The sequence below is a fragment of the Nocardia tengchongensis genome, from assembly GCF_054781395.1.
In genome coordinates this window covers 2,388,591-2,406,903 of sequence record NZ_BAAGUM010000006.1, presented here as the reverse complement: position 1 = coordinate 2,406,903, position 18,313 = coordinate 2,388,591, and the positions used below count along the sequence as shown (strand labels likewise).

Sequence of the window (18,313 nt, the reverse complement as noted above, 5' to 3'; positions counted from 1 at the left end):
CAGCCGCCGGCACATGTGCGAATCCGGCACCCGGCTCGCGGCCGCCCGCCAAATATTCGGGGAGGCGGAGCAGCTACCGTCGAAGACATGCGCCTTGCACCGGGGATCGTAGTCGCGGTAACTGCCCTCGCCCTGACCGCCTGTTCGGGCGGTAAGGACTCCACTGACGCGGCGCCGAGCAGCAGCGCAGCGCCGAGCAGCACCACCGTCGACGCACCGCCGTCGACGACGCCGAAACCGCAGGACTGCGCGGCCGGCTACCTCTCCCAGTTCACACTGCGGCAGAAGCTGGCACAGCTGCTGACCGTGGGTGTCACCGGTGAGGCCGACGCCGAGAACGTGGTGAAGACCGAGCAGATCGGCGGCATCTTCATCGGCAGCTGGACCGACAAGGCCATGCTGGCGCAGCATCAGGTGGATGGGGCGCAGCAGGCGTCGCGGATCCCGCTGATGGTGACCATCGACGAGGAGGGCGGCCGGGTCTCGCGGGCCAAGGACCTGATCGGGGTCGCGCCCTCGGCCCGGGTGATCGCCCAGACCATGAGCCCGGACGAGTTCTACACCTTCAGCCTGGACCGTGCGAAGAAGCTGAAGGCGCTGGGCGTGACGGTGGATTTCGCACCCGATGTGGACGTGAGCAGCCAGCCCGACGATTCGGTGATCGGCGACCGCTCCTTCTCCGACGATCCGGACGTGGTGACGCAGTACGCGGGCGCGCAGATCCGGGCGATGAAGGAGGCCGGGCTGGGCAGCGTGATCAAGCATTTCCCGGGTCACGGCTCGGGTTCGGGCGACTCGCACACCGGCGCGGTGCGCACGCCGCCGCTGGATCAGCTGCAGACCAAGGACCTGGTGCCGTACCGCGGCCTGGTGGATTCGGGTGCCGCGGTGATGGTCGGGCACCTGGATGTGCCCGGACTGACCACGCCGAATGTGCCGGCCAGCATCAGCCCGCAGGCGATGGCGCTACTGCGCCAGGGCACCGGTTACGGCGCAGCACCCTTCGACGGCGTCATCTTCACCGATGATCTGGGCGGCATGGCCGCGATCACCAATCGGATGAGCATCGAGGACGCGGTGGAGGCCGCCCTGATCGCGGGGGCCGACAATGCCCTGTGGATCACCACGGACGCGGTGCCGAAGGTGCTGGACCGGCTGGTGGCCGCGGTGGACAGTGGCCGCTTACCGGGATCCCAGGTGGATGCCTCGGTACTGCGCATGGCAAAGTTCAAGGGCTCCGCGCCGCACTGCTGAGTCTCGGCTCGACGCCGCCGCTACGGGCTGGCGAATCACCGGCAATTCACACTGGCGGAACTTACCATGGAGTAAGATAAGGACTTCGGCGCTCGCTATGCGCGCCGACTGTCCGGTCCGAGGAGAGTGAATGGCAGGCGGAACGAAACGGCTTCCTCGCGCGGTGCGCGAGCAGCAGATGCTCGACGCCGCCGTGGAGGTCTTCTCGCGCAAGGGATATCACGACACCTCGATGGATGCGATCGCCGCCGAGGCGAAGATCTCCAAGCCGATGCTGTACCTCTACTACGGCTCCAAGGACGAACTCTTCCGCGCCTGCATCCTGCGCGAGAGCGCGCGATTCATCGAAGCGGTCGCGGTGGCGGGCAATCCCAAGCTCACCCCGCACGAGCAGCTGCGCGCGGGCCTGGAGGCGTTCCTCGCCTACGTGGACCAGAACCGGCTGTCCTGGCAGGTGCTCTACCGGCAGGCGCTCGGCCAGCAGCCGTTCGCCTCGGAGATCGCCAACAGTCGCGACCGGGTCATCGAGCTCACCGCCAAACTGCTGGAGTCCAGCGCCAAGTACGCCGAGCCGGGCACCAACTTCGAGGTGGTGTCGGTAGCCGTGATCGGCGCCGGCGAGGCCATCGCGGACCGGGTCGCCAGCGGGCAGATCGACATGGACGTGGCCGTCGACCTGCTCGACGATCTGGCCTGGCGCGGCCTGTCCGGCAACAAGAAGAAGGCCGAACCCGCCTGAGACTTGCCGTCCCCGCGATCACCTGCGACAGTTCGCAGCGATCGTGTTGCAGGACGGCCCTTCCGGCCGGGGAACGGGGACATCGTGTTCGGGCTGTTGAAGCCGTGCGCGCACAGTGCGGCACGGCACGGTATCGATCCCTCCGCGTGGCAGGCCCATATGTGCGGCCTGTGCCTGGGCCTGCGTGACGGGCACGGCCAGCTGGCCCGCGCGGCCACCAACACCGATGCCATCGTGCTCGAAATCCTCACCGAGGCACAGCAATCCCAGCCGTCCGACCGCACCGCCGCGGGCCCCTGCCCGCTGCGTGGCATGCGGCGGGCCGACGTGGTCGCCGCCGACGCGCCGGGCGTGCGGCTGGCCGCCACCGCCTCACTCCTGCTGGGCGCGGCCAAGATTCGCGACCACGTCGACGACGGCGACGCCCACCGGCTGGCCCGGCGCCCGCTCACCCGCGTCTCCACTCGCTGGCACGCCGGGGCCCGCGCCGCCGCCGCACCCCTCGGCCTCGATGTCGAACCCCTGCTCGCGGCCATCGAATCGCAGCTCCGGCTGGAGAATTCCCCCGGCAGCTCGCTCGCGGAGCTGACCGAACCGACCCAGCTCTGCGCCGCGGAACTGTTCGCGCACACCGCGATCCTTGCCGATCGCCCCGAGAATGCGGGCGCACTGCGGGAAGCGGGATGGCATTTCGGCCGCATCGCCCATCTCGCCGACGCCCTCGAGGACCTCGACGCGGACCGCGCCGCCGGCCAGTTCAACCCGCTGCTCGCCACCGGCACCACGCCCGCGCAGGCGCACGCCCTGGTGCGCGAATCGAATTCGCTGCTGCGCGCCGCCCTCACCCGGGTCGCGCTGGACCGCACCGCGACGGTTCGCTGGATCCTGCTGGATCCGCTCGGCGGCGTGGTCAACCGGCTGGGCCGGGCGGCGGGCGTCGCCCACGCGTGCGGCACGCGTGCCTGTCGTGCAGACGCCGTGGAGAAGTCACCGGCATCGACCGTCACCACGCTGACCGAGACTCGTCCGGGTCTGTTCGAAGGCGGCGATCACGCCGGATCACACCGGCGTTCCCCCGCCGCGTCCTTCACGCCGCAGCCGGGACCGGATCCGCTCGGACCGGGCCTGTCCCCCGACAAACGGCCGAGCCTGCTCGAGGGGCTGGGGATCATCTGCACCCAGTACTGCACCGGGTACGCGTGCTGCGCGGAGCACACCGGCCCGTGCAGCGGCCGCCGCAAAGAGCCGTGGATCAACTGCTGCGACGGCTGCGGGAACTGCGGCTGCGGCGACTGCGACTGCGATTGCGGTGACTGCTGCGACTGTGACTGCGACTGCTGTGATTGCGGCGGCTGCGACTGCAGCTGCTGACGCCCTGACCCTCACGGCCCCGGAAATGCAAGAGCCGCACGCCGTTCCGTCTCGGATGTAGAAACCCCTGCGTGGCGACATCCGAGATAGCGAACAGCGTGCGGCTCCTCACCCCCTTCGGGCGAACCGCGATCCGCGGTCCGGCCCGAGTCCGTGGGTGCCGAGCTCAACACATCCTCACCCGGCGGAGCTGACACCGCCCCGTATTGCGAGGATCAGCGCAGCGTAGCCGTCAGGTGCGGGTAGCCCTTCTTCGGGTTCTTCAAGGACAAGTCCCACCCACCGGACGCCTGGTCGGCGTACACGTTCACGGTGGACGGCAGCAGGATCGGCTTGCCGAATTTCACCGCGTACGTGGTCTGCTCGGGGATCCGGCCCTCGATCGCGCCGAGAATGGCGGCCGCCGACCACATGCCGTGGGCGATGGGCTTCGGGAATCCGAAGGCCTTGGCGCCCAGGGCGGAGGTGTGGATCGGGTTGTGGTCACCCGAGGCGGCGGCGTAGCGGCTGATCATCTTCTGATCGACCCGCAGCGTGCGCAGCGGCGCGGGCGGCACCTCGTCCGGCTTGGGTTCGGGCTTGGGGCCGCCGGACAGCGAGGTGCGCTGCTGGTGCAGGAAGGTGGTGACCTGACGCCACACCAGTTCACGGCCGACGCTCACCTCGGTGATCGCGTCCACGAGCAGGCCCTTCGGGTGCTCGCGCAGGTTCTCGATGTGGGTCTCGAAGTCCAGCGGCTCGGCCACCGAGATGGCGCGGGTGCGCTCGATGACGTTCTCCGCGTGCACCGCGCCGACCGCCACGAACGGGAAGTCGCGGGCGACGACCAGCTGCATGGCCAGCGGGAAGCTGAGCACGAACGGGTAGGTCAGCGGCAGCGAGTCGCTGAAGCGCAGCCCGGTGGCCCGGCAGTAGGCGGCCAGGTGATCCGGGTTCACCCGGAAGCCCGAGAGCCGGACGCTGCGGTCGGGCAGGGTCGGCTTGCGGGCCGAGAGTCCCGGCACCGGCAGCGCGCCGAGTGCGGCCTTGACGAACAGGCCGCCGTTCTTCGGCACCTCGGACAGAGTGATGGTCTGCGACATCATGCTCCGATCATGGCCTGGCCGCAGACGCGAACGATGTTGCCGTTCACCGCGTTCGAGGCCGGGGAGGCGAAGTAGGCGATGGTCTCGGCGACGTCCACGGTCTGACCGCCCTGCAGCAGGGAGGACAGCAGGCGGCCGCCCTCGCGGGTGGCCAGCGGGATGGCGGCGGTCATGGCGGTCTCGATGAAGCCGGGGGCCACCGCGTTGATGGTGATGCCCTTCTCGGCCAGCTTCGGGGCCTCGGCGTTCACCATGCCGATGACACCGGCCTTGGACGCGCCGTAGTTGGTCTGGCCGCGGTTGCCCGCGATGCCCGCGATGGAGGACACGTCGATGACGCGGCCACCGGCGCGCAGCGCGCCCGCGGCGACCAGTCCCTCGGTGATCCGGTGCGGCGCAGCCAGGTTCACGTTGATGACCGAGTTCCAGCGACCCTCGTCCATGTTGGCGAGCAGCTTGTCGCGGGTGATGCCGGCGTTGTGGACCACGATGTCGATGCCGCCGAAGCGCTCGGTGGCGAAGGCGGCCAGCTTCTCGGCGGCGTCGGCGGCGGTGACGTCCAGGGCCAGGGCGGTCGCGCCGACCTTGTTGGCGGTCTCCGACAGCGCCTCACCGGCGGCCGGGATGTCGGCGACGATCACGGTGGCGCCGTCCCGGGCGAAGACCTCGGCGATGGTGGCGCCGATGCCGCGGGCGGCGCCGGTGACCACGGCGACCTTGCCCTCGAGCGGCTTGTCCCAGGAGGCGGGGGCGACGGCGTCGTCGTTGCCGACGCGGAAGACCTGGCCGTCGACGAAGGCCGACTTGCCCGACAGCACGAAGCGCAGGGTGGACTCCAGACCCGTTGCGGCGGTGGCGGCCTCGGGGTGCAGGTAGACCAGGTTCGAGGTGGCGCCGCGCAGCAGTTCCTTGCCGACCGAGCGGGTGAAGCCCTCGAGCGCGCGCTGCGCGATCTGCCCGTCGACCGAACCGGCCAGCTCCGGGGTGGTGCCGATGACCAGCACGCGGCCGGACGCGGCGATGCTGCGCATGGCGGGCTGGAAGAACTCGAACAGCTGCTGCAGCTCTTCGATGGTCTTGATGCCGGTGGCGTCGAACACGAGCGCGCCGAACTTCACGCCCGGGGTGACCGCGTCCACGAAGGTGTAGTCACCCAGCAGGTTTCGCACGGCGTCGGCGACGCGGCCCTTGCCGCCCAGCAGCACGGGGCCGGGGAGGGCGGCCTCACCCGCCTTGTAGCGGCGCAGCGTCTCCGGCTGCGGCAGGCCCAGCTTCGAAGCCAGGAACGCGCCGGGGGCGGAGTGAACGAAAGATCCGTAGAGGTTGGGAGCGCCCTTGCTCTTGCTGGCAGCCACGTTTCCTACCTTCTCCTTGTCTAGGCCCGCGGACGGTGGATTCTTCAAGAGCGGCATTGCGCACATCTGCGGGGTACGGTGTCGACAATGAACTTACTCCAGAGTAAGTTTAATGTAAACCGACTGACGTCACCCCTCAGGAGACTCGTGTGACCACCAAAGCCCGTTCGGCGAAGGCCGCGGCCAAGAACACCAAGCAGGCGCGCCCGGTCGCCATCCTCGGCGGTAACCGCATTCCGTTCGCTCGTTCCGACGGCAAGTACGCCCACGCCTCCAACCAGGACATGTTCACCGCCACCCTGAACGGCCTGGTCTCCCGCTTCGGCCTGCAGGGCGAGCGCCTCGGCATGGTCGTCGGCGGCGCGGTGCTCAAGCGCGTCGGTGAGCACGGCATGATCCGCGAGAGCGTGCTCGGCTCGACCCTGTCGCCCTACACCTCGGCCCACGACCTGCAGCTGGCCTGCGGCACCGGCCTGCAGTCGATCGTCACCGTGGCCGACGGCATCGCCCTCGGCCGCATCGAGAACGGTATCGGCGGCGGCACCGACACCACCTCCGACGCGCCGATCGGCGTCAGCGAGGGCATGCGCGAGTGGATGCTCGACGCCAACCGCGCCAAGAAGAACTCCGACTACGTGAAGCTGGTCGGCCGCCTGCGCCCGTCCATGGTCGGCATCGAGATCCCGCGCAACGCCGAGCCGCGCACCGGCCTGTCCATGGGTGACCACGCCGCCATCACCGCCAAGGAATTCGGCATCTCCCGCGAAGCGCAGGACGAGCTGGCCTACCTGTCGCACAAGAACATGGCCGCCGCCTACGACCGCGGCTTCATGGATGACCTGATCACCCCGTTCCTGGGCCTGACCCGCGACGACAACCTGCGTCCCGGCTCCACCCTGGAGAAGCTCGCCACCCTGAAGCCGGTCTTCGGCAACAAGCTGGGCGACGCCACCATGACCGCCGGCAACTCCACCCCGCTCACCGACGGCGCGTCCGCGGTGCTGCTCGGCTCCGAGGAGTGGGCGGCCTCGCGCAACCTGTCACCGCTGGCCTACCTGGTGGACTCCGAGGTCGCCGCGGTGGACTACATCCACGGCCCCGACGGCCTGCTCATGGCCCCCACCTACGCGGTGCCGCGGATGCTGGCCCGCAACGGCCTGACCCTGCAGGACTTCGACTACTACGAGATCCACGAGGCGTTCGCCTCCGTGGTGCTCGCCACCCTGCAGGCGTGGGAGTCGGACCAGTACTGCAAGGAGCGCCTGGGCCTGGACGGCGCGCTCGGCAAGATCGACCGTTCCAAGCTGAACGTGAACGGCTCCTCGCTCGCCGCGGGCCACCCGTTCGCCGCGACCGGCGGCCGCATCATCGCCCAGACCGCCAAGCAGCTGGCCGAGAAGGGTGGCGGCCGCGCGCTGGTCTCCATCTGTGCCGCGGGCGGCCAGGGCGTCGTCGCCATCGTCGAGCGGTAGGTCACCGCGGGTAACCCGCGAAAACCGCCAGGCGGTGCCGGTCCACGGATCGGCACCGCCTGCGCCGTTCCAGGCCACGAAAAACCTGGCGCCGCAGCGATCCCACCCGCTGCCATCGCCGGACCAGGCCAGCCGGCATCGATGGCGGCACCCTGCGAGCTGCGTTCGGGGGAGGCCGATCCCGCAACGAGGGCGCGGTGGCGAGCCCGAGGCCACGGGCCCGATCCCGGTCCGCGCGGCCCCTCACCCCACGAGTCGCGCGGTGCGACTGGCGAAGTCGTGGATGCGGGTGCCCTCAGCGCCCGCGACGGCGTGATGGAACGGCGCGGTCCGCGCGGCGCGGATCCCGGCCGCGCCGACCCGGATGCCGGATACCGAACCCGCGATCGCGGCGTTGGCGTCGGCGTCCCCTCCGCCTTGCGCTGCCAGCTCGACGGTTCGGGTGAAATCGCCTTCGCCCCAGAGCAATCCGGCAGCGATGAGGCAGGAGTTGCCGATGGCGTGCAGCCGGTTGTAGTGGGCGTGGCGGGTGTGGATGGCGGTCGCCGCCTGCTCCCAGGAGTCACCGCGGGCGCGGTCGGCGAGGACCTCGGACAGGGCCACGGCGAGGCGGGAACGGGCCGGGATGACCGTGGCGGCCGTGGCCAGCGCCGCGGCCGGCGTCGGGTCGGTGAACGCTGCCGCGATCAGCGCGGCGGCCCACATGGCGGCCCAGGAACCGTTGCCGGTGTGCGAGATCGAGGCGTCGCGGGCGGCTGCGGCGGCGGCGCGGCGGGGCCGGCCGGGGTGGGTGTAGCCGTGGATGTCGGCGCGCGCGAGCGCACCGATCCACTCGCGGTAGGGGTTTCGGTAGGTGGCGGTGTCGGGCGGGGCGAACCCGTCGATGAGGTTGCGGTAGGCGACGCGTTCGGCGGTATAGGTCTGCAGGAAGGGCAGCCGTTCGAGCCATTCGGCCGCGACGTCGTCGGGGTCGAAGTCGAGACCGCGGCGCTCGAGCAGGTGCAGGCCCAGGACGGCGTAGTCGACCTCGTGATCGGTGGTGCGGCCGATGCGGCGGCCCAGCCAGCCGCCGTGGATACGATCCAGCAGTTCGTGATCCGGCAGGATGGCCGAATCCTGTTCGCTCGCAGCCGTGTTCCCGGGCCGCGGTGCGTCGCGCCACTCGGTGTACGGCCAGTCCGCCAGCCGGGGTGCGCGTTCGATCTTGTCCAGGAGTCGCCAGCAGGCCGCCGGAACCGGCCGGTCGGTGCGGGCCAGTTCGTGCACTTCCTCCTCGAAATCGGCTACCGCGTAGCCGGATTCGACGCGCTGACACCACTCGTAGTACAGCAGGGCACGCGGATCGGCCTCATGATGGCCGAAGTGGGCCGCCTCGATCATCACATCCATGCCGCAGGGGTCACAGCACCGCTCGAGTGGCCGCGACCACCTCGGAGAGCAGCGGCAGGGATTCGTCGCGCTGCGGCTCCCGCGCCCACCACCTGCCCTCGTGGGTGTGGCGGCCGAAACCGGTGGGCAGAATGACATTACTGCGATGCGGGCCGATGTCGACGCTGTTGCGCTCGAGCAGTTCCAGGCACTCGTCGGAGGGATAGCCGTCGAAGACCGCGAGGAAGGTGCGGCGCGGCGGCTTGTCGCGCACCAGCACCGGACCCGCCAGCCCACGACCGACCAGTTCGTCAAGAATCAAGGCGCCCAACGGTTCCGGCGTATTCAAGGCCGCGATGGTGTCGTTGAGCGGTAACACCACGAAACCCGGGGTGGTCACGTGTACGTGGGGGAGACCGAACAGGGAGCGGTAGACACGCGCCCACTCCTGAGGGGTCGTCAGCTCGTCCAACCGCACAATCCACCCCTCGTCCGGGCCCTGCTCCAACGACGGCGATGTCGATCGTCGGCGAGAGCCGACGTTTTCAGTGAAAACCCGTAGCCCCCACCGCACCACCGGTTTGGGTGAATCGTTCGCAAACTGTGGAGAACTTGCGACTGTGTCTGATTGCCCTCCGCTTCGCTAGGGGCGGGTTCGCGGCCCCGAGGTCTCGATTCTTCCCTCCCTCCGCTCCGACAAGGCGCAGGTCTATCGAGCCGTTCGCTCCCCCGCTCCAAGGCGGAGGTCTATCAAGCCGCAGTCCAGAATCGAGACGGCCGCGAACACCTGGTTCAGGCTCGACGGGCGGTTTCGGGGGTACTGTCAGGGGACGGAGAGGCGTTCCTACCAGGAGGTTCGTCATGCCCTGCGATTTGATGCTGATCACTTACGACGGGTCCGAGAACGCCCGGCGGGCCGTCGAATACGCGGGACGGTTCCTGGCCGCGAACAGAGCCGTGGTGCTGACGGCGTGGGAGCCGATGGTGCGGCAGGCCGCGCGGCTGTCGGGGCTGTCCGGCGTCATGCAGCCGGAGTGGGTGACCGACGACGAAATAGAGGACGTCGCGTTCGTGGACGCCCGGAATATCAATGCCGAAGGTGTGCGGCTCGCCAAACTGGCCGGTCTCAACGCTGAGGCGCGCACCGTGGAGTGCACCACCACCATCTGGAACGCCATCGTCGAGACCGCCGACGAACTCGATGTGGACATCATCGTGGCCGGCACCCGCGGGGCCACCGGCATCCGCGCCCTGATGCACTCCAGCGTCGCCGACGCCGTGCTCAAGCACTGTCACCGGCCGGTGCTGATGGTGCCGCCCGGCCGCGAACCCGCACCCAAACCCGCCGGTCGGTGAGCTCGGGCCACCGGCCGGACGCCTGCTGCGATACCGCCGGAGCACCGCGTACGGCACTGGCCGAGCACCGTTTGCGGGAAAGCTGCTGGGCCGCAGTGTGATACCCCGCACCACCCGTGCGGGCGGGTGAGAGATGCGTCGCTCTCCGAGGCTCGGCGCCCGGGCGCGGGTCTATGGTCGATCCATCATGGACGGATTTCTGCTCGCGACGCCGGACGGTGTCCTCCGCACCTCCGGTACCCGGGCCGCCTTCGATTCCGCGGCGGCCGCGAGCTCGGCGCTACGATCCGGCACCGCCGACCTGATCGTGGGCGCACTGCCCTTCGATCCGCGTCGTCGCGCCGCACTGGTGGCGCCCGAACAGGCCCTGCACACCGCCGGAGCCTGGCGTCCGGCGGCGCTGCCGGAACTGCCCGAGGTGCGGATCGTCTCCGAAATACCGAGTGCCGCAGAACATGTCGCGCGAGTCACCAAGCTGGTCGAGCTGCTGAACGATCCCGCGCAGCCGCTGCGCAAGGTGGTGGCGGCCCGCTCGCTGCTGGCCGAGGCGCAGGCCCCCCTCGATGCCGAGGTGGTCGCCGCCCACCTGGTGACCGGGCATCCGCGCGCCGCCGTCTACGCCGTCGACCTGACCCCGGCGGGCCGGCCGGGCGAGACCCTGCTCGGCGCGACGCCCGAAACGCTGATCTCCCGGCACGGCCGCACCGTGACCCTGCACCCGCTGGCCGGCACCGCACCCCGGCTCGCCGATCCCGCGGCCGACGCCGAGCGAGCCCGGGATTTGCTGGCCAGCACCAAGAATCGCGACGAGCACGCCTACGTCATCGACTGGATCCGCGAGCTGCTGGGCCCCGTCTGCACCGGCCTGTCCATCCCCGACGGCCCCGAACTGCTCGCCACCCCCGAGGTCTGGCATCTGGCCACCCCCATCCGCGGCGAACTCCGCGACCCCGCCACCACCGCCCTCGACCTGGCCGTCCTGCTGCACCCCACCCCGGCGGTCTGCGGCACCCCCACCGATCTGGCGCTGGACGCCATCGCCGACCTCGAGGGCGACCGCGGCTTCTACGGCGGCGCGGTCGGCTGGTGCGACGCCGCCGGCGACGGCGACTGGTTCGTGGCCATCCGCTGCGCCGAACTCGCCGCCGACGCCCGCACCCTGCGCGCCTACGGCGGCGGCGGCATCGTCGCGGCCTCCGACCCCGCCACCGAACTCCGCGAAACCACCGCCAAACTCCGCACTTTCCTGGGCGGACTGCACTGCGCCGTCCCCGAATAGCGGCGGGGCAGACAATCCCCTGGGCAAAACCTGCTAGGTTGGCCCACGTTACGCATGCGTCCGATGTTGGGAGTACCGCGATGAAGTTTGCCGTTCCTGGTGCAGCGAGTGCTGTCGGTGGGGCCCTGGTCGGGCTGGCGGCGGTCCTGGTCATCACAATGGCGGCCTCGCAGGACAAGCGGCCCGATATCGACCGCAGCGGCGACGCCTCGTCGTCGCTATTGAACAACGTTGAGTACGGCTCGCGCTGACCGGACGACCTCCGAACCAGGCCAACCCGAAGACGCACAGTCCACCGCGACCGGTCCGGGCGAGGACCGGTCGCCGATAACCGCGCCGCTGGGCCGCCGCTGGCTGCTCGGCAGCGTGCTCGTCGCATTCCTGCTGACCTTTCTGCAGGCACCCGGGCAGACCGTCGCCGATACCAAATACGATCTGGCGCAGAATCCGCTCGGCTTTCTTTCCCGCGCCTCCCATCTGTGGAGTAGCCAGGCCCCGATGGGCCAGGTACAGAACCAGGCCTACGGGTACTTCTTCCCGCACGGGGCGTTCTTCTCGCTCGGGCATGTGCTGGGGCTGCCCGGCTGGGTGACCCAGCGCATCTGGTGGGCGCTGCTGCTGCTCGCCGGTTTCTGGGGCATCATCCGGCTCTGCGAGGCGCTCGGCATCGGCAGTCGCGGGTCGCGGGTGATCGCGGCCGTCGCGTTCGCGCTGTCGCCGCGTGTGCTCACCACCCTCGGTTCGATCTCCTCGGAGACGCTGCCGATGATGCTCGCCCCCTGGGTACTGCTGGCGCCCGCCGCGCTCGGCGTGGCGATGAAGCGCCCGAACGGCGGGAATTCGACCGCCGCCGACCAGGACTCCGCAAGACCCGCGCGGCGGGGAATGGCGACGCCGGCCGGCAGCGCCCTCGCCCTCGCCCTGATGGGTTCCGTGAACGCGGTGGCCACGGCCGCGGCCTTCCTGCCCGCGGCGTTGTGGTGGATCTCGTACAAGCCGAATCGCGCGTGGTGGCGGTTCACCCGCGCCTGGATTCCGTTGCTGGCGCTGGGCACCTTCTGGTGGGTGGTGCCGCTGCTGTTGCTGGGCAAGGTGAGTCCGCCGTTCCTGGACTACATCGAATCCTCCGGCGTGACCACGCAGTGGGCGTCGCTGGGCGAGGTGCTGCGTGGCACCGACAGCTGGACGCCGTTCGTGTCGCCGGAGCGGATCGCGGGCGCGGTGCTGGTCACCCAGCCCGCGGCGGTGCTGGCCACGGGTCTGCTGGCGGCGGCGGGCATGGCCGGTCTGGCCATGCGGTCCATGCCGCATCGCGGCCGGCTGGCCTTGATCCTGCTCGTCGGATTGACCGGCATCTGCGCGGGCTACGCGGGTGAGCTGGGCGGCCCGTTCGCCGAGCAGGTGCGGTTGTTCCTGGATTCCGGCGGCGCGCCGTTGCGGAACGTGCACAAGCTGGAGCCGCTGATCCGGTTGCCGCTGATGCTCGGGCTGGCGCAGCTGCTGGCCCGGGTGCCGCTGCCGGCTTCGGTGCCGATGCCGGTGTGGCGCAGGGCCTTCGCGCATCCCGAGCGGGATCGCATGGTGGCGGTGGGCGCGCTCATCCTGACGGCGCTGGCCCTGTCCACGTCGCTGGCCTGGACCGGCAAGCTGGCGCCGCGCGGCAGCTACCGCGAGGTGCCCGCGTATTGGGAGCAGACCGCGGACTGGCTGGCGCACAACGCGTCCGACACCCGGGCGCTGATCGTGCCGGGCGCGCCGTTCGCCTCCCAGGTGTGGGGTCTGACCCGTGACGAGCCGATGCAGGCGCTGGCGAGTACGCCGTGGGCGGTGCGGGACGCGGTGCCGCTGAATCCGCCCGGTGCGATCCGGGCCATGGATTCGGTGCAGCGGCTGATCGCCGACGGGCGCCCGTCTGCGGGCCTGGCGGCGAAGCTGGCCGGGCAGGGCATCGGAATCCTGGTGCTGCGCAACGATCTCGACCCGGAGACGTCCCGGTCCACCCGGCCGATGCTGGCCCATCGCGCGCTCGAGGGTTCGCCGGGCATCCGGAAGGTCACCGAGTTCGGGGATCAGATCGCGACCGGCAAGGTGGAGGGCCTGGTCGCGGACGGGGATCTGCGGCCCGGATATCCGGCCGTCGAGATCTATCGCGTCGAATCCCCCGCGCCCGGCACGCCCGCTCAGGTGCGCGGCGGCGTCGGCGCGCCGGATGCGTTCCCGGGCGCGTTCACGGTTCCCCTGGCGGGCCTGCCCGTGATCCAGGGCGGTCCCGAAGTGGTGGAACGGTTGCGGCGCAATCCGAACGCGCCCGCCGGACCAGTTCTGCTCGCCGCCGACGCGGTCACCGCGGGCCTGCCGCAGAACGGCGTCACGATCACGGACACGCCGATGGACCGCGAGGCCGACTTCGGGCGCGTCGACAACCACAACTCGGCGGTGCGCGCCCCCGGCGACGCCCGCCGCACCCACAATCTGGTGCCCGACTATCCGGTGCCCGGCGCGCCCCTGGTGGAGGGCGAATGGTCCGGCGCGACCATCACCGCCTCCAGCTCCGCCGGCGACGCCACCCAGCTGGGCGGGGCCGCACCCGGCAGCTCCACCGCCGCCCTGGTGGACGGCGACACCGCCACCGCCTGGATCAGCAACGGCGCCGAACACGCTGTCGGCCAATGGCTCCGGCTCGACCTGGACAAGCCGATCAGCTCCGCGGTGCTGCGCCTGACCACCAGTGCGGCCGCGATCGGCAGCCCGATCAAATGGGTGGAGGCGGAGACCGCGAAGGGCACGGTCGCGGCGCGCATCACCGAACCCGGTGCACCCGTGGCGATCTCGCTGCCGCCGGGCCGCACCGACTGGATCAAGATCACCGCCGTGCACACCGAGGATGGCAGCGCCGGTGGGCAATTCGGGGTCAGCGAGCTGAGCCTGGACGACTACGCCGACCGCGAGAACCCGGTCACCGTCGATATCCGGCACCGCACCGTGCTGCCCGCCGCCCCCGCCGGCGCCACGGTGCAGAGCTGGGACCTCGGACAGGAATTCCCCGGCCGCAGCGCCTGTTTCGACTCCCCCGACCGGATCCGCTGCAGCAAGGGCCTCGCCCTGGCCGCCGAGGAGCCGAGCCTGTTCGAACGCACCCTCCAGGTGCCGCAACCGATCACGGTCGCCCCCGGCCTGACCGTGCACACCCGCCCCGGCCCCGCGCTGGAGGCCCTGCTCACCGACCCGGACCGGCCCATCGCCCGCGGCCGCGCCGATGTCGCCGACCCGCGCGGCTCCGCCCTCGCCGCCACCGACGGCGACCCGCTCACCAGCTGGACCGCCCCCGAGACCACCGTGCGCAACCCGGCGGGCCCCAAACCCACACTCACCATCGAACTTCCGGCACCGACCCTGGTGACCGGGCTGACCGTGACACCCTCCCGCGGCGACCTGCCCGCCCATCCCACCGCCCTCAGCATCAACCTGAGCGACGGCCCGCAGGTGCGCGAGGTGAACCCCGACTCCGGTGTCACCAGCACCCTGGAGCTGCACCCCGCGGTCACCAGCCGCATCGAGATCTCCCTGCAGAGCTGGGACGGCGTACTCGACCGCACCGCACTGGGTTTCGCGCAGGAGCAGCCGCCCGGCCTGGCCGAGGTGACGGTGCTCGGCCCCGACTATCCGGCGCCCGCCGATCCGGACCGGCTCATCACCATCGACTGCGCGCACGGGCCCACCATCGCGGCCGCGGGCCGCACCGTGCACACCACCGTCACCGGCACCGCCGCCGAATTGCGGTCCGGCGCACCGCTGCCCGCCACCGTGTGCGCGGTGGACGACAACGGCGGTGGGGCCGAGGACAACGGGTTCGAATTCCCCTCCGGGCGGGTGGATGTCGCGGTCGCGCCGACCGACCTGTTCACGGTCGACGAATTGCGCCTCGCCCGCACCATTCCGCTGCCCCCGGCCTCCGACGCGACCGGCACGCAGGTGCTGGTGCTGCCGCTCAGCACGAATGTCGGCTGGCAGGCGAAGACCGCCGACGGGACCGTGCTGAAGCCCGTCGTGATCAACGGCTGGCAGCAGGCGTGGCTGGTGCCGGCCGGGTCCACCGGGCCGATCACCGTGGAGTTCCCCACCGACCGCTGGTATCGGCTCGCCATCTTCGGCGGTCTGCTACTGCTGATCCCATTGCTGGTGCTGGCATTCCGGGGCGCGCGCTCCCCCGTCCGCGACGACGGACCGCCGCCGCGCACCTGGCACAGCCGCACCGTCGCCGGGCTGGGTCTGGCCGCCGCGGCCGGACTCATCGCGGGCCCGGTCGCGTTGGTGCTCACCGTGTTCGGCTTGGTAGGCGATTACCTGCGCCCGCGCGGATGGTCGCGCATTCTGGTGGCGCTGGCGGGCGGCGGCACGGCCGTCTGCGCGGCCGCGCTGTCCACCGGACCCTGGCGCTCGTTCGAGGGCTATGTGGGTGGTTCGCTGTGGGTGCAGTTCCCGGCGCTGGTCGCGATCATCGCGGTCGGGATCGCCGCGCTGCCCCCGCGACGCTGAATCAGGCTGCCGCTCAGCCGAAGCGGCGGCGCGTCCACTGCCGGACCGGCTCCTCCACGAGGGCGAAACTGGCCGCGGCCAAGGGCAGCGTGAACACCACCGTCAGCAGGTAGACCACGACGAAATGGCCCCGGAACGGGATGATGCCGAACACCGGGAAGACGATCGAGAGCACGGCCAGGTGCCAGATGAAGATGCCGTACGACCAACGTCCGAGGGTGGCCGCGACCCGGCTCTGCAGGAAGCGGTGCGGCCGGTCCGGCCGCAGCGCCAGCGGGGCCAGCAAGCCGAAGCCGACGATCGCGCCGAGCGCCATCTTGGCGGCGTACTGCCAGGGCTGCCCGTGCACCAGCCCGCGCGGCCCGGCCAGGTCGGTGGTCGCCGCCAGCATGGCGACCGCCGCGAGCGGCCACATCAGCCACTGGTTTCCGGCGATCCGCCGCCACCACGGGGACGGCTGGTCGGCGAGTTCGGCCAGCAGCATGCCGACCGCGAACCAGGGCAGATACCCCGGCAGCCAGTTGTCGGAGTGAATGCCGTCCGGGGTGGGGACGGGCAGGAAGTTCCAGCCCAGGCTGAGCAGCCCGAGGCCGAGCACGACCGGCACCCGCAGTCGCGCCCGCTGCCCGCGCAACCACACCAGCGCGACCGCCAGCAGTGGAAGCACCAGGTAGAAGGCCATTTCCACCGACAGGCTCCACATCTGGGTGAGACCGTCGGTGAGGGTGAACGGCACGAACACTTGCAGCAGACCCAGATTCGACAGCCACACCCGCAGTCCCGCGGTGTGCGCCGCGCTCGGCAACAGGATCAGCACCGCGCACACCACCACCCAGTAGGCGGGCAGGATGCGGGCCGAGCGATGCAGCAGGTAGCGTCCGGCGCTCGGTGCCACCCCCAAGCCGCGGGCCGCGGCGGCGTGCGGCCGCCACAGCAGGAATCCGGACAGCGCGAAGAACACCGCGACCGCGAGATCGAATCGCTCCCACACCCGGCCCAGCACGGGCTGACCGGTCGCGCCGGTCTGGAAGGCCACGTGGGTGAGCACCACCCCCAGCGCCGCGAGCGCGCGCATGCCCTCGAGTGCCGGGACGAAGCGGCCGGGACGGAGTGGTGTCCGGTCCGGGTCGGCCGTCTCCGCGGTGGTGAGGGTGGTGGTCGTCATCGGGTCCCAGTCTGCCTTGCGGCCCATCGCTGGATCACCCGGCTTTTGAATTGGGGGTGTTTCGGGAGGTTTTCCTGCCTCGGCCGCACTCAGGGACCGCTCGGACTGTTAGTGTCTGGGCTCACGAGTGCTGCGCGGCGACCGCAGTACGGGACGAAACACGCGTTCGACGACGAGGAGAACCTGCATGGCACTCAGTGCCGGTACCAGAAGGACGGTTGCCTGCGTACTCGTGGGGCTCGGCGCGATGTTGCTCGTCGCCGCCATCATGATTCCCACGTACACGGTCAGCCGCCTCGCGAAGACGCCGTTGGATCTGGAGATCACGACCGTCGCGAGCAACCCGCAGACCGGAGCGCCCAGCGAGGTGCTGGACTCGAAGTCGCTGACTTCGGCGACCGGTTCGGCGAAGGTGGACCAGAACGTCCCGCTCGTCTCGCAGCGCTTCCTCACCGTCGAAAACCCGTCCGACGCCTCGGAAATGACCATTCAGGCCGGTCAGACCCTGCGCCGCACCGACAAGCAGGGCGACACCGGCCTGCTGACCGCGACCATCGACCGGGTCACCGTGGACCGCAAGACCGGTCACCCGGTGGACGCGGTGGACGGCGGCCCCAACGGCGCGATCGCCGTGACGGTCGACAAGAAGGGTGAGGCGGTCATGGACCCGGTGCAGCACACCGGTCTGCAGTACCGCTTCCCGATCGGGACCGAGAAGAAGACGTACCCGTACTTCGACCTCAACACCCGTAAGTCCTACGACATCAACTATGTCGACGAGGCCGAGATCAACAGCCTGAAGACCTACCACTTCCAGATGACGGCGCCGGTCACCGACCTGTCCACCGTCGCGAACTCGCCGACCAACAAGCTCACCCTGCCCGCCGCCAAGTGGGGCGTGGAGGGCGACGGCGACATCACCATGCCGCGCTTCTACACCAACGTGCGCGACCTGTGGATCGAGCCGGACACCGGCACGGTCATCAAGGGCCAGGAGCAGATTCACCTGTACTACGCCCGCAGCGGCGACAAGCCCGAGGTGACCGCCCTCAAGGCGACCCTGGTGTTCGACGAGCCCACCATCGAGTCGCAGATCTCGGTGGCCAAGGAGAACATCGACAAGCTGTCGCTCTACGGGCGCACCCTGCCGATCATCTTCGGCGTCCTGGGCCTGCTGTTCCTGATCGCCGGCATCGTGCTCGGCCTGCTCGGCAAGAACGGCAACGGCCAGCCCCCGTTCCGTCGCACCCCCGCCCCCGCGGGCGGCCCGAACGCCGGCGGCTTCGACGCCCCGACCCAGCAGATCGACATGAACAAGCGCCCCTGACGGCAC

At 70.5% G+C, this 18,313-nt stretch carries 13 protein-coding genes and 1 pseudogene; 9 read left to right on the top strand and 5 right to left on the bottom strand.

All coding sequences use genetic code 11. The annotated features are described in order from the left end of the window. Nucleotides 1-87 precede the first annotated feature (87 nt). From ACYVKL_RS22120 to ACYVKL_RS22110, 3 genes are all read left to right on the top strand, one after another. Nucleotides 88-1,254, top strand: coding sequence for a glycoside hydrolase family 3 N-terminal domain-containing protein (locus ACYVKL_RS22120; RefSeq protein WP_379165572.1), 1,167 nt, complete (start codon nucleotides 88-90; stop codon nucleotides 1,252-1,254). A 130-nt stretch (nucleotides 1,255-1,384) separates the two neighbouring features. After that, nucleotides 1,385-1,993, top strand: coding sequence for a TetR/AcrR family transcriptional regulator (locus tag ACYVKL_RS22115; RefSeq protein ID WP_357189285.1), 609 nt, complete (start codon nucleotides 1,385-1,387; stop codon nucleotides 1,991-1,993). An 84-nt stretch (nucleotides 1,994-2,077) separates the two neighbouring features. Continuing rightward, entirely contained in the window at nucleotides 2,078-3,364 is a 1,287-nt protein-coding gene (locus ACYVKL_RS22110) for a DUF5685 family protein (protein ID WP_379165571.1), read from the top strand. Between the two features lie 215 nt (nucleotides 3,365-3,579). Here ACYVKL_RS22110 and ACYVKL_RS22105 read toward each other — a convergent pair whose 3' ends face one another. Both ACYVKL_RS22105 and ACYVKL_RS22100 read right to left on the bottom strand, forming a co-directional pair. Next, entirely contained in the window at nucleotides 3,580-4,446 is an 867-nt protein-coding gene (locus ACYVKL_RS22105) for a MaoC family dehydratase (protein ID WP_379165825.1), read from the bottom strand. After that, nucleotides 4,446-5,804, bottom strand: a complete 1,359-nt coding sequence (locus ACYVKL_RS22100) for a 3-oxoacyl-ACP reductase (protein ID WP_379165570.1) — start codon at nucleotides 5,802-5,804, stop codon at nucleotides 4,446-4,448. Before ACYVKL_RS22100 ends, ACYVKL_RS22105 begins: the two co-directional genes overlap by 1 nt. Nucleotides 5,805-5,953: 149 nt before the next feature. Here ACYVKL_RS22100 and ACYVKL_RS22095 point away from each other — a divergent pair, with 149 nt between their 5' ends. Beyond that, a complete protein-coding gene (locus ACYVKL_RS22095) occupies nucleotides 5,954-7,276 on the top strand; it encodes an acetyl-CoA C-acetyltransferase (protein WP_213558483.1) in 1,323 nt (440 codons plus the stop codon). 243 nt (nucleotides 7,277-7,519) lie between these two features. Here ACYVKL_RS22095 and ACYVKL_RS22090 read toward each other — a convergent pair whose 3' ends face one another. Continuing rightward, on the bottom strand, nucleotides 7,520-8,665 hold the full coding sequence (locus tag ACYVKL_RS22090; protein WP_379165569.1) for an ADP-ribosylglycohydrolase family protein: 1,146 nt from the start codon (nucleotides 8,663-8,665) through the stop codon (nucleotides 7,520-7,522). Nucleotides 8,666-8,675: 10 nt separating this feature from the next. Continuing rightward, a complete protein-coding gene (locus ACYVKL_RS22085) occupies nucleotides 8,676-9,116 on the bottom strand; it encodes a hypothetical protein (RefSeq protein ID WP_379165568.1) in 441 nt (146 codons plus the stop codon). 389 nt (nucleotides 9,117-9,505) lie between these two features. Here ACYVKL_RS22085 and ACYVKL_RS22080 point away from each other — a divergent pair, with 389 nt between their 5' ends. From ACYVKL_RS22080 to ACYVKL_RS22065, 4 genes and pseudogenes are all read left to right on the top strand, one after another. Continuing rightward, a complete protein-coding gene (locus ACYVKL_RS22080; RefSeq protein ID WP_379165567.1) occupies nucleotides 9,506-10,000 on the top strand; it encodes a universal stress protein in 495 nt (164 codons plus the stop codon). A 187-nt stretch (nucleotides 10,001-10,187) separates the two neighbouring features. After that, nucleotides 10,188-11,279, top strand: a complete 1,092-nt coding sequence (locus tag ACYVKL_RS22075) for an isochorismate synthase (protein ID WP_379165566.1) — start codon at nucleotides 10,188-10,190, stop codon at nucleotides 11,277-11,279. An 80-nt stretch (nucleotides 11,280-11,359) separates the two neighbouring features. Then, a complete protein-coding gene (locus ACYVKL_RS22070; RefSeq protein WP_071812209.1) occupies nucleotides 11,360-11,530 on the top strand; it encodes a DUF2613 domain-containing protein in 171 nt (56 codons plus the stop codon). A gap of 88 nt (nucleotides 11,531-11,618) precedes the next feature. Then, nucleotides 11,619-15,928: pseudogene (locus ACYVKL_RS22065) on the top strand (alpha-(1->3)-arabinofuranosyltransferase). On the opposite strand, the gene ACYVKL_RS22060 reads toward ACYVKL_RS22065, so the two are convergent. Continuing rightward, a complete protein-coding gene (locus ACYVKL_RS22060; protein ID WP_379165565.1) occupies nucleotides 15,829-16,980 on the bottom strand; it encodes an acyltransferase family protein in 1,152 nt (383 codons plus the stop codon). The pseudogene ACYVKL_RS22065 and the gene ACYVKL_RS22060 sit on opposite strands and share 100 nt — an antisense overlap. A 187-nt stretch (nucleotides 16,981-17,167) precedes the next feature. On the opposite strand from ACYVKL_RS22060, the gene ACYVKL_RS22055 reads away from it, so the two are divergent. Then, nucleotides 17,168-18,307 carry a cell envelope lipid trafficking protein PgfA gene (locus ACYVKL_RS22055; RefSeq protein ID WP_379165564.1) on the top strand — a complete coding sequence of 380 codons (1,140 nt, stop codon included), beginning with the start codon at nucleotides 17,168-17,170 and terminating at the stop codon, nucleotides 18,305-18,307. The last annotated feature ends 6 nt before the right edge of the window (nucleotides 18,308-18,313 follow it).

Coding starts and splice junctions, on each gene's coding strand:
- ACYVKL_RS22120 (WP_379165572.1), top strand. CDS start 88: ATGCGCCTTGCACCGGGGATCGTAGTCGCGGTAACTGCCCTCGCCCTG.
- ACYVKL_RS22115 (WP_357189285.1), top strand. CDS start 1,385: ATGGCAGGCGGAACGAAACGGCTTCCTCGCGCGGTGCGCGAGCAGCAG.
- ACYVKL_RS22105 (WP_379165825.1), bottom strand. CDS start 4,446: ATGTCGCAGACCATCACTCTGTCCGAGGTGCCGAAGAACGGCGGCCTG.
- ACYVKL_RS22090 (WP_379165569.1), bottom strand. CDS start 8,665: ATGGATGTGATGATCGAGGCGGCCCACTTCGGCCATCATGAGGCCGAT.
- ACYVKL_RS22080 (WP_379165567.1), top strand. CDS start 9,506: ATGCCCTGCGATTTGATGCTGATCACTTACGACGGGTCCGAGAACGCC.
- ACYVKL_RS22075 (WP_379165566.1), top strand. CDS start 10,188: ATGGACGGATTTCTGCTCGCGACGCCGGACGGTGTCCTCCGCACCTCC.
- ACYVKL_RS22070 (WP_071812209.1), top strand. CDS start 11,360: ATGAAGTTTGCCGTTCCTGGTGCAGCGAGTGCTGTCGGTGGGGCCCTG.
- ACYVKL_RS22060 (WP_379165565.1), bottom strand. CDS start 16,980: ATGACGACCACCACCCTCACCACCGCGGAGACGGCCGACCCGGACCGG.
- ACYVKL_RS22055 (WP_379165564.1), top strand. CDS start 17,168: ATGGCACTCAGTGCCGGTACCAGAAGGACGGTTGCCTGCGTACTCGTG.